Source organism: Microlunatus sp. Gsoil 973, assembly GCF_009707365.1.
Classification (GTDB): Bacteria; Actinomycetota; Actinomycetes; order Propionibacteriales; family Propionibacteriaceae; genus Microlunatus.
Genome location: NZ_CP046122.1, coordinates 211616 through 224232, shown reverse-complemented (window position 1 = coordinate 224232; position 12617 = coordinate 211616). Strand labels below are relative to the sequence as shown.

Here is a 12617-nt window from a genome sequence, read left to right as displayed (position 1 = left end):
CTGCCCCAGTGGATTCCCGGCCGAGCGAGGACATGATCGGGTGTACGTCATCGCCCCACCTGTGGACACCGCGGTGAATGCGGGTCGATACTCGACCCCATAGGCGTGATGCCTACGCAAAAGATCCCGCCGGGGGGAGCCATGGGCTTCGGAGACGTTATGCAAGCCGTCGGTCTGTGGTGGGAGCGGCTGCACATCTTCAGCGACGACGTCGTGCAGCACACCGGCGTCGTCTCCCAGTGGACCAGGGATCTGCGCCCGCCGGGAGAAGCCGAGGTCCAGCCGGGCGAACTGGTCGAGTTGCACGTCACCGTCCCGCCCGACCTCGCGCTGCTGGAACCTGCCCCGCCGGTGCGGCTGGACATCCTCGAGTTCGACTGGCTCTTCTGGCGCGGCACCGACGATCCGATGGACAGCCTGCGGACACCGGGTGCGCGGGACCCGGTCGGAGACTTCACCATTCGTGAGCGGACCCTCGTCGAACGCCCCTACTCCGACACCGAGGCGACGCTGGCCAAGATCGTCGACGGCTACCGGGCGGCCCGACCCGCCGACTTCGACAGCGGCGTGCTGGTGGTCCGCGACACCCGCAACGGATGGAAGGACATCATCGCGTGGTGGCGAGTACCGGTCGTCAAGGAGCATCAGCCGCGGGCCTACTTCGTCGCCGAGCTGCCCGGACCTGATGCCGACCACAACGTCCGCGACGCCAGTTCGGTCCAACTACACGTCGCCCGGGACGTGGTGCCCGGCGCGTCCGTACGACTGCACGGCACCATCACCGACTCGGTCGTCGCAGTCGGCGAGAACGCCCAGCCGGTACCGCAGGCAGTGATCACGCTCGGTGGTCGCACGACGACCTCGACCGCGGACGGGCGCTATGTGATCGACGCCCGGATCGCGAACGGGGATTCCCGACTCGGCGTTGCCCGTCCCGGAGCCGACACCCGCGAGTACACCGTTCGTGTGTCACCGCGTGACGCCGGCGGCACCGACGTGACCATCCTGGACGGGGACGTCCAGGTCACGACCACCATCATCGCCACCGACGCCGACCCGGCTCTGGCCGTCCTCCGGCTCGACATCACCACACTCGTCCACCGGCTCTCGGGCACCGTGGTCTGGCCGGACACCCGCATCCCCACCGTCCCTCCCGCCGCGGCGATCACGCTCCGTAACCGGTACGTGTGTGCCATCAAGCTGGAGGCTGGGGCGCTTCGGCCGCAGATTCCGAAGACCAGCAGGGATTGGGACGTGCTTCGCTCCCGCCCGGACGTGCTCCGTTCGGCCCGTCCGGATCGGCCCGCCCGCAACGAGGCGACCGACGTCGACGGCGCGTACGAGCTGTCCTTCATCGACCTGCAGGCCGATGCCAACTACCTCTTCTGGGTCGAAGCCGTCGACCCACGCGATCCGACGCGGCGGCTGCCGGATGCGGTGGTCCGCACCATCGCCGCCCCGAACATGCGCCGGATGAACGTACAGCCGGCAAACACATCAGTCGTGGCGCCCGACCGGCACAACCGCCGGGTGGTCGTCGCGACCGGGTTCCTGGAGAAGGGAGTCGAAGCCGCCCTCGACGTTCTCAAGATCATCGACACGGCGGCCGACGGTGCCCAGCCGGCGCTTCGGCTGCTCCGAGCCCAGCCGAAGAACATCGAGGGCATCGACGCGTCCCCGCCGGCCGACGTCGACGAGCTCGTCGTCGATGCCGCGTCCCGCCGCGTCACCGGACTGACCGTGGAGGTTCTTCCGCTGGTGCCGGTCTTCGAGCTCCCCGAGGATCGCTCCCCGATCGCCGGCAACGCCTTGACCGCCCTGCAGTCCGGCCTGGACGCCCGCCATCCCCGTGGTCATCTGCTCAACCGCCTGCGCTGGGTGCTCGATGCCCGACGCGGGCCGACGGCCACCTGGAACGACGCGGATGCCTGCAGTGCGCTGGAGCGCACGCTGGTGACCCATCCGTCGTTGACGCCGGCCCGGATGCACGACCCGGCCTGGGGATGGTGGCGTGCCGACGCAGTCAGCCTGGCCGACCTCGCGCACGTCGACCAGGGGGCGAACGCGGTCTTCGCCAACCGCCAACTCATCGAGGAGTTGCAGCCCGTGCTCACCGGACCGGTGCCGCGCCTGCTCGGTCTCTTCCAGCGCCGGCACCTGCACGTCTCTCCCGGGCACGGCCTGTACGCCGGCCCGGCGGCCAGCACGAACTACCGGACCGGTCGCGGTGACTGGGCCGGTTACGGCGCCGCCATCGAGAACTGGGGTGGTGAGGACGAGAACGCCGCGGGCGTCGCGACCTTCGTCCGCCAGGTCGCCGAGCCGAACGGGATCCGGATCACGGTGTCGCGGGAGACCGACCCGACCGTCGTCGGGACCGCCCAGCAGGCGGGTGGCGTGTTCGCCACCGTCAACCCGACCACTTCCCCCGACCACCCCCGGCTCTGGCAGCAGAACGCCTATTACTGGCTCGCCGCCGTGTACGACCTGGCACCGGGGCCGGGCGGCCCGCTGGTACTCGGCAATCCGAGCAACGGCGACATCAACAGCGCCGGCATCAACCGGCGGCTCGACCTGTTCCGCGACCAGGCCGCAGACCCGACCACCCCGGTCGACGTGTTCGTCGCGCTGCACACCAACGGTGGTCCCCCGGCTGCGCGGGGCTACCTGGCGATGTACCTCGACATCCGTCCGACTCCGACGTCTCCGGCGCCGGGGCAGGCCGGCTACGTCGAGGGCAACCCGGATGGACGCGACTTCGCCGACCGGTTGGCGACCGAGATCGGCACGGAGGTGAACCTGAACAACCGGGGCGCCCGGTCCTACTACTCCATCAACGGCAACGTCACCATCGAGCTGGCAACGACGCTCGACCACTTCCGCAACGGCTCAGCGGTTCAGGGCATCCGCTCGCTCACCAACCCCACCGGCGCGCTGGCCCAGATCAGCTTCCCCCCGCCCGGGAGGCCGGACCGTCCCCGTCGGCTATCTCGAGGTCGGATACCACTCGAACACCGACGATGCGGCCGCACTCGCCCAGGCCTGGTGCCGGCGAGCGATGGCCATCGGCATCGCGCGCGCCTGCGAATGGCAACTTCGACGACGGACCGATGCACTCAGCGGCTTCGACCTCGTCGGCCTGCTGCGGACCACGTTCGGATCCATCCCGGCCGTCAACGCGCTGACCACCGGTGCCGGGGCGCTGGGGGCTGCCGCGGTCGACCGTGCTGCGGTCGCCGCCGCGATCACCGCTGTCACCGGCCGGCCGTCGGCGGTCGCCGCAGCCACGCTGGACGCGGCCGTCGGGGCCATAGAAGCGGCACGTGACGCTGCCACCAGGCGTGACCTGGTCGAACGGATCGCCGCGGCCGTGGCACCACTCGCCGGCTTCGATCCCACCGATCCCGCACAGTCGGAGGCCATCGCCGAGGCCACACTGCGGCCTCCGCTCCTCGCGCTCGGTGCGGTCATCGCCGAATCAGACGTGCCCGGCATCGACCATCTGCCGCGCCCCGACGTCCCGCCGACCCGCGGTGACGCGGCGGCCGTACTCGCCGCAGCCATGGGAACCCGTCCGGGCGACCTTGCAAGGGTCACCACGCCGATCAACGCGGTCACGGTGCTGCACCCTGCTGTGGATCCGGCCGGGCCGAATGCGGCCGACGATCCGGAGCGCTATCTGCCGGACTCGGCCGTCGGCGCCGCCGTGACGGCGATCGGGACGCTTCGCCCGGTCGACATCTACCGACTTCTCGGCGTGCGAGTCACCGACGGTCGCGGGACCGGTGTCGCCGGCCCGCATCGGGCCGGCGATCTGGTGTGTCTGACCGTCGACACCGCAGGTACGGCCTGGCGCGGGCAGCCCAAGGACGTCACGATCACCGTGCGGCGGGCGGGTTCGAACGACGTGACGCTCGCCTGCCCGGTACGCCGGGCGGACGCCCTGACCACCCAGTTGTGGCAGGTCCCGGATGCCGTCGGGCATGCCGAGTTCTCGCTGTTCGCGACGATCGCGCATCCGACCGCAGGCGAGCAGCAGCTCGGGCCGGTCAGGTTCGCGATCACGATCACCTCGGACGAGTGAGGCTGTAACGCTCGTGCGTGGACGGCCTGTCCGTGGCCGAACTGCCCGAAATCTTCCCCGTGATGTCCGATCGGGCAGAGTTCTTGCGGAAGCAACCAAAGTCCCTGTCCCGATCCACCGGCCGTCGATACGCTGCAGCTACGCGGCGCTCAGGCACGGCTCAGGTACGGACGTCGCCGCAGAGTTGATCTTCATCCGATGATCACTACGCCCGCGGGCGCCTGTTGATCCCCTGGTATCCGCTGGATTGATTCTCTGCTCGGGGGCAGGTGATGAGTCTCGACATCGGCGTCGACCCGAACACGACGTCCCTGCTGACCGCGATCGGTGTCACCGACGACAACGGACAACTGGTGGGGAGTTGGTTCGACGACCCGCTGGCCGCCATCCGGCGGATCCTGTCCAACCCGACGCAACGGGCGGCTCTGCTGCGCCTGCTCGATGAACTACTGCCACCCGACCCGGATCTTCCCGCCTGGTATCCGCTCCTCGACACCGACGTCGGCAATCTTTACCTGACGGTCGAGGACGACATCATCGGGATCGCCGCCGCCCTGCACAGTGGAGTGCTCGGCTCCGGCGTCGGGAGTGTCCAGGGCAGCGTCCGGCTGCCGCTGGTCAGCGTCGCCGGTGACCTCGAGGCGATCGCGGGCACGGCCGACGGGCCGTTGCAGGCCGGAGTGGACGTCGGCTTCACCGATGCCGCGATCCCGATGAGCCGGGTGGGGGCGGCCGTGACCGTCCACCTGGATGAGAACGCCCCGCTCGGCGTCCGGGCGGGGATCCGGGTCACGGTGGACGGCTTCAACCTCGGCGGCGGAGAGCCGACCGACCTGGTGATCGACTCCGCGACGCTCGGTGCAGATCTGATCACCGCGCTACGGCTGCTGCTCAAGGAGGTCGTCGACCTGTTGGCGGCGGAGGCCGACGGCAACGACCAACTCGGCCGACTTGCCGAGCATTTCTTCGCGCTGCTTGGGCTCACCGACGACGGCGCCGACGACATCCCGCCGTTGCCGCTGGAGGAGATTCTCACCCGTCCCGAGGCGATCCTGGACTGGCTGATCGACATCGTCGACTCGCCGGGGACGCTGACCTCCTGGGCGACGCACCTGGCAGGCCTGATCGGCGACGATCTCGCCGTCACCGGGCCCGCGCCGTTCGAGGCGAAGTTGCTCGACACCGACGTCGTCGATCTCCTCCTGCTGATCGAGGTCACCGACGACCGGGACCTGGAGATCGGCCTCGAGGTCCGCGTGGACACCGGCCCGGTCGCGCTGTCCGGGGTGGTGACGGTGCTCAGGATCCCGCTGCCGGCGATCGGCGGAACGACCGGCGACCCGGGCGCGCCGGTGCGCCACACCGCGGTCGTGCCGGAGGTGACGGTAGCGCTGGTTGCTCCCGGTTCCGGCAGCCTGATCGCCGATCCGCCGGCGCTGCAGGTCGGCCGGGTCGGTGCCGGCTTCCGGCTCACCGACGGCACGCTGCAGCCCTGGCTGGCGCTGACTGATGTGATCATCGACGGCGAGGACCACGGCGTCGTCGACCTGACCGACGCCGATGCCGTGATCGGAGTGGTCTCCGATGCCGCACTGTCGATCTTCGAGGAGGCGTTCGGCGACTCGCCTGCCGCCCGGGCCTTGCTCACCCTGCTCGGCCTCCGCCGCCCCGACTCCGACCCGTCATGGCCCCACCGGCTGGATCCCGCCGCCCTCGGCCGTGGCCCGACCGTCGCCCTCGGCAGTCTGCATCGGGCCGTCCTGGCCGATGCCGACCACCCGTGGTCGCACATGCTGGAGCAGATCGCGCTGCTGGTCGGGCTCACCCCCGACGTCACCGGCCTCGGCGCAGCAACCGATCCCTGGATCACCCCGATCGCCACCGCCGGCCCGGTAAGCCTGTCACTGGCAGCCTGGAACGCGCGCACCGACACCGATCCGGCAGGCCTGCAGCGGCTGCGGCTGGGACTTTCGGCAGGCGCGGTCCAGGGCAGCTACGAGGCCGGCCTCCTCGTGGAGCTGCTGGCCGTCGACCTGCCGGCGGCCGGCACCGGATCGGTCCACCTTGTCGGACGCTCCCAGCTGGCCGTCGAATTCACCCCCGATGGCCCGCTCGACCTGTCCGGCTTGCAGTTGGCCAGCGGACCGGCGGGTGCGCTGATCAGCTGGCGGCCGGGTGAGCCGCCGATCTGGCAGGTCGGGATCAGCGGGGTCACGATCACCCTCGATACCGAGGAGTTCGGGCCGTACGACTGGGCGTTGCCGGGTCTGCAGCCCGATCTCGGGCTGGGTGCGGACGCGGTCCGGTTGCTCGGCCGACTGACCAGCTCGGCGCTGCGATCCTGGGCCGGCGAACCTGCCTACGGACTCACGGCATTGCTCGGTCTGCATCGCGACCTACCCGAACTACCCGATGACTGGCCGCTGCTCGCCGACCTGTTCAGCACCGGTGATCAACTGCGGCAGTTCCTCGACGATCCGGCCGGAACGCTGCGTGCCCACCTGCGGCGGGTGTTCACCGGCATCTCGTCGGCCGGCCGGGCGTACGCCATCGGGTTCCTGCAGACGCTGGGTCGGCTGCTGCCCTCCGACAGCCCGGCCGGTCTCGGCCTGCCGGCCGTCGGCACGATCGGGGGCAGCGGCCGCTACGACGACCCGTGGGTCATCCCGGTCGTCGACGAGTCCGCCGATCCGTCCCGCGGAGCGACCACGGTCGACGGGCTGGTCTGGCTCGACCCCGACGGGCCACCGGCCGACTGGATCGCGGCCATCGCCCAGCGTGCCGACGACGTCACCGATGGTGTGCTGCTGACGGAATTCCTGTCCGAAGCAGCCGCCTTCCGGCCTGCGCTCGGCGCGCAGCTCGGCGGGCGCAACCTCGACGCCGTGGCGCGTGGGCTCGATGATCTTGCCGCGTGGCTGGACTCCGGCGACGGACTGGTGCCACTGGACTCCCAACTGCCCGCCGGCTGGACCCACGGCATCACGGTCGCCACACCACACGGCCTGCTGCCCAGGGACCCGGCCGTGATCAGTCAGGTGGTCGCCAGGCTGTCATCCGGGGTCGGCCCGGTGGTGTTGGTGGCACCTCCCTTCACCGATCACACGATCTTCGCCGAGCTGATCGCTGCGTTGACCGGTGCGCAGCCGTCGCCGGACCTGCACTTCGACCTGCGCTCGCTGCCGAACCCGGCCGAGGTTGACCTGACCGCAGTCACCGGGGTTGCCGCGACCTATACCGCCGACCTGCTCGCCGGCAGCGCGGTCACCGAAGTTGATCAACTGCAGCGGGTTGTCGAGCGGGTCCGGATGATCACCGGGCAGCGCGTCCGGCTGGTCGGCCATTCCACCGCCGGCGTCGTTGCGCGCGGGCTGGCTGCGGCACATCCGGAACTGGTGAGCGAGTTGATCACCCTCGGCAGTCCGCACGCCGGTTCCGATCTTCTCCCGCTGACCGATCCAGCGGTGGCCGACGCGGTCCGGGTGGCCGCCTCGGTGGCGGCGCCGATCGCGGACACCGCCGTCGGGGCCACCGTTGCCTGGCTCTGCGAGTTGCTGGACGCCACGGGTGGCCTGCTCGGCGGCCCGGTCAGCAGGCACTGGTTCGACAGTGCGGTCGACGCACCGATCGACACGGTGCCGGGCTTCGCCGTCGGCTCCCGTCTCAGCGGCGACCTGCTGGGACTGCTGGCCGGCTCGACCGTTGCCGAACTCGCCGCCGCCGGGCTGCCGACGCACGTCGGCTTCGGCCTGCGCCTGGGACTGACCACCCCCGAACCTGGCGACGGCCAGGGTGAAACCGGGCGGGGGCCGATCGCCCTGACGGCGGACGCGCGGATCGACCTCGCCCGGCTGCGGCTCGTCGCTGACGTGGGCGATCCACCGCGGGCGGCGACCGCGCTCACCCTGTCCACCCGGACGTACCGTCCCACCGGCTGGCTGGTGCAGGACGGCACACTCCCCGACAGCCCGATCGACGCCAGGGTGCGGCTGGTCGAGGCCGGCGTGATCGTCACCCCTGCCGGTGCCCCCGTGGCCGGACCCACACCGGACGGTGCCCTCAGCACTACCGTCGTAACGGGTGGACTGGGCATCGTGCCCTGGCTGCGGCTGGTCGACGCCTCGGTCGGCGTCGGCCCGGTACAGGCGGCGATAGCGCTCGGGCACGTCGAGCTGCGGGCGGCATTGGACGCGGTCATCGCGGAACTCGACGCAGCCCTGACGAACCCGGCCGCCCAGGCGGTCCTCGGCCTGCTCCGGGCGGCCGGCGTCCTGATCGACACCTCAGCGGGTCCGCGCGCTTCCATCCAGGGCCTGGCGGACCTGGCGACGGTCCCGATCAGGACCCTCACCGAACGTCGCGCCGCGCTGCTGGCCACACTCCGTACCATCGTGGGTGACCCGGACCTCAGCGGTGTCGATCTTGGCGGCCTGGATGCCGGCGCCCTGTCGGTGAGCCCGCCGGAGCTGCCGGTCCGGTTGTCCCTCGACGACGCCACCATGGTCGTCCGGCTCGAGGCCACCTCGGACTTCACCCTTGCCGGTCCGCTCTCGGTCCGCGGCAGGCTCGACCTCGACACGCGGACGCTGGCGGTCGGCCTGGATGCCTCCCTACTGGCCGGACCGGTGGCTCTGCACCGCGAACCCTCCGGCAGCATCACCCTCGATGCCGGGCCGTGGCTCAGAACGCCGCTCCGGCTGCGGCCTTTCGACACGGCCGCCGTGCGGGACGGGCTTGGTGAACTGATCCTCGATCTGTCGGTCTCGGCGATCGTCAGCGCCCTGCTCGGCGCCGAGGCGGGAAACAACGTCGTCATCCCGCCGATCAGTGCCCTGGTCCGCGATCCCGTCGGATGGCTGCGCAGCCCGGACGCGCTCGGCACCGCGGACGGGCTGCTGGACGGTGACCGGATCAACGACGTGCTGCGGATGATCGCCGGCGCGCTGGGTGTCGACGATCAGCAGGGCCTCGAGCTGCCGGGCGGCTTTCTGCTCCGGGTGAGCGGCAGCGATCCGCTGCAGGTCCGACTGTCCGGCAACTTCGACCAGGGCGCACCCCTGCTCACCGCCGGTGTGGCGCTCGGTGTCGATCTGCGAACCCTCGGGCCACTGCCGACCGACATCCAGGCCGCCCCGTCCGGATCGATCACCCTCGACGTCTCGCTCCCCGGGGATTGGGGCGACCTCACCATTGCCTTCAGCGTCGATGCCGGCGGCGTCCGGCTGCTGATCACACCGGACAACGTCGGCCCGATCCAGTTGCTGCCCACCGTCACCGGGCTCGGCGAGTTGCTCGGGAACGCGGTCACCGCTCTGGTGCCGAAGGTGCTCCAGGAGATCACCGATGCACTGCAGGCCGAGCCGGAGCACCCGGTGCTCGATGTCGCCCTGCAGATCGCCGATGCGCTGGACATCTACGACCCGGGCGGCGCCGGCTTCCTCGGTGACGCCGAGAAGCAACGGCTGCGGGACATGCTCACCCCCGGCTGGCTCCAGACGCAGGTGTCCGACCCGGCACTGATCATCGGTCACATCCGGAGCCTGTTCCCCTCCGACACCGCTCCGGGCGTCATCCCGCTCCCGCCGGGTCACCGGATCCTCCGCACGGAGAACCGGCTGCGCTGGGAGATGGATCTGGCGCCGGGCTGTGTCGCCGGTGCCGAACTGGGCTGGTCCGCCGCGGGTCACCCCCAGGTACGGGTGACCCTGGACAACCTGGACACCGGCCCGGTCAGCATCGTGTCGGCACGGCTGGGCTATCTCGACGATTTCGAGGGCCTGGTGCGGGTCAGGGTCGAGGTCGGCGAGCCACTGGACTGGTTCACTCCGGAACTCGAATTCAGCGCGGCAGGTGACCGGTTGGCGATGCGGATCCTGCCGCTCGGCGACGCCGCCACCGACGACGTCGAGATCGTCCTGCTGCCGCAACCCGCCGTCACGCTCACTGCCGAGGGCGGCCTGATGTTGGCCGGCTCCTGGCTGCTGCCGCTGCTCACCCACTACCTCATCCCCCAGCTCGAGGACCTGCTCGAGGAGCCCTTGTGGCCGAATGGCCCCAGTGCCCAGCAGATCCTGCACGGCAGCGGCTTGGTATCCGACGCCACGGGGCCGCTGCAGATCGTAGGGCCGTTCCCCGAACCTGCCGTGATCGTGATGGGCGCCCTGAAGACGGCCCTTTCGGGCGTCGCAACCGACATCACCGACGATCTTCACCTCAGCTTCGCAGAGGACGCCGGGCGGCTGGGCATCCGGCTGCAGGGGTCGGTGACGTTCCCCGGCGACGTCTCGATCACGGTGCTCTTCGGCGAACACGAATGGATCGGCGACGATGCCGGGATCACCGCATGGGTGATCGGCCCGTCAGACGACCCGGCCGAGTTGCCCGCCGCTCCGGCGCCCGGTCTGGACATCGTCGGCGTCGGCATCGGCGTCGCCGGAGCCGATGATGATCATCCGCTGTTCGGTGGCGAGGACGACTCGGTGGTCCGGCTCGGCGGCCTGGCCGCCATCTTCTTCGGCAACTTCGCCTTCTGGGATGTGACGACCCGCCGAGCGACCTTCGCCGTCGACAGCCTCGGCGGCGCGGTCGAACTCAGCGACGCCGCGATCCGGGTGAACGGCGCGGACGGCGACTCCTTCGTCGCCGCACTCATCCCCCAGGAACTCGGCGCCGGATTCACCACCGCGGTCGCGTACCGCAACGATCGCCTCGAACTGCATGGTGGCCCCGGCAACCTGGACAACGGGATCGAGCTCACCTTCCCGCTGAATCTCAACATCCTCGACCTGATCTTCCTCCGGGAGCTGTACCTGGCGGCAGTCTTCGGGCAGCGGACCGACATCGTCGGCGCCCTGTCCGGCAACGCCGAGCTCGGCCCGCTCGCGGTGACGGTGACCCGGGTCGGACTGCGGGTGACGATCACCGGCTCGGGCGCGGTGCTGTCGTTCAAGGCACCCGACGGCTTCGGCTTCTCGCTGGACGCCTCGACGATCCGGCTCGGCGGGTTCCTGCTGGTCGACGAGGCACGTGGCCGGTACGTCGGGGCGCTGGAGATCGCCGTCCTGGAGAAGTTCACGCTGACCGCGATCGGGATCATCACGACCAAGAATCCCGACGGATCGCCCGGGTTCTCGTTGTTGATGTTGATCACCGTCACCCTGCCTGTGCCGATCCCGCTCGGCTACGGGTTCTTCTTCGCCGGAGCCGGCGGTCTGCTCGGTCTCAACCGCGGGATGGACGTCGACCGGATCCGCAACGGACTGCGTACCGGCACCGCCGATTCGATCCTGTTCCCGACCGACATCATCAACCGCATCGACGTCATCGTCCGCGATCTCGAGGAATCCTTCCCGGCCCAGCAGGGACACTTCCTGGTCGCCCCGATGGGCCGGATCACCTGGATGAACCCTCCGCTGGTGACGTTGACCGTCGGCATCATCCTCGAGATCGCGCCACAACCGAATATCGCCCTGCTCGGCGTCCTCCGACTCGCACTGCCGACACCGGACGAGGCGGTCGTCGACCTCAAGGTCGCCTTCATCGGCGGCATCGACATCGGTGCGAGCCTGCTCTACTTCGACGCCGCGATCTACGACTCGTTCATCGGCTACGCCGACTTCAAGCTCAGCCTCGAGGGCGACATCGCGATCCGGCTCAGCTGGGGGCGAGCCCTGACCTTGTGGTGTCCGTCGGCGGCTTCCATCCCAGCTACACACCGGCAGCCCACCTCAAGCTGCCGACGATGCGTCGGCTCTCGTTGTCACTGCTCAAGGACAACCCGCGGCTGACGCTGAGCCTCTACTTCGCCGTCACCAGCAACACCATCCAGTTCGGCGCCAGGTTGGAGTTCTTCGTCGGCGTCGACGGGTTCTCCATCAGCGGCGACTTCGGCTTCGACGTCCTGGTGCAGTTCGTGCCGTTCCTGATCGACGCGCGGATGTGGGGCAGGCTCGCGGTGACCGCGGGCGGTGCCGACGTCTGCTCGATCGGCCTGGACCTGGCGCTTCGCGGCCCGACGCCCTGGTACGCCCACGGCAAGGCCAGCTTCAAGATCCTCTTCTTCAGCATCAGTGTCGAGGTCGAGGCGACCTTCGGCGAGGCGCACGAGACCACGATTCCGGCCGAACCCGTTCTGCCGAAGGTACTCGACCAGTTCCGGGATCCGCTGAACTGGGCAGCCCGCTTGCCGGACGCCGCCTCGGCCGGTGTGACCCTGCAGCCGCTACCGCAGGGTGAACTCGTCGTCGACGCCGGCGGGCTGCTGTCGGCCCGACAGAACCTGATCCCACTGGAGACCGATATCGGCCTGGTCGGCAAGACGCCACCCAGCGACGTCCGTCGGGTCACCGTCCGCGATCTCTCGTTCGGCACCGACCCGACCGACTTCTCCGACGTCACCGCGCCGTTCTCCCCGTCCACCTTCGCCGGTTCGAGCAGCACCGACCAGGACCTGCTCAAGGCACCGGCCTTCGAGGAACGACCCAACGGCGTCCAGGCCGACTCCGGCCGGACCCTGCAGGCCGACTTCGTGCTG

General features: G+C 70.0%; 3 protein-coding genes and 1 pseudogene. All 4 read left to right on the top strand.

Features of this window, described 5'->3' with window-relative positions; translation table 11 throughout:
* Positions 1-159 precede the first annotated feature (159 nt).
* Complete coding sequence (locus GJV80_RS01030) at positions 160-3327, top strand: carboxypeptidase-like regulatory domain-containing protein (protein ID WP_154686334.1); 3168 nt, start codon at positions 160-162, stop codon at positions 3325-3327.
* Positions 3328-3370: 43 nt separating this feature from the next.
* On the top strand, positions 3371-4084 hold the full coding sequence (locus GJV80_RS23065) for a hypothetical protein (RefSeq protein ID WP_195909098.1): 714 nt from the start codon (positions 3371-3373) through the stop codon (positions 4082-4084).
* 272 nt (positions 4085-4356) lie between these two features.
* The gene (locus tag GJV80_RS01025) at positions 4357-11871 is read left to right on the top strand and encodes an alpha/beta hydrolase (protein ID WP_154686333.1); all 7515 of its coding nucleotides are present in this window, start codon (positions 4357-4359) and stop codon (positions 11869-11871) included.
* Positions 11763-12380 (top strand): annotated as a pseudogene (locus GJV80_RS24805) (DUF6603 domain-containing protein); the annotation flags it as partial. The gene GJV80_RS01025 and the pseudogene GJV80_RS24805, both read left to right, overlap by 109 nt.
* Positions 12381-12617: the final 237 nt, after the last annotated feature.

Coding starts and splice junctions, on each gene's coding strand:
- GJV80_RS01030 (WP_154686334.1), top strand. CDS start 160: ATGCAAGCCGTCGGTCTGTGGTGGGAGCGGCTGCACATCTTCAGCGAC.
- GJV80_RS01025 (WP_154686333.1), top strand. CDS start 4,357: ATGAGTCTCGACATCGGCGTCGACCCGAACACGACGTCCCTGCTGACC.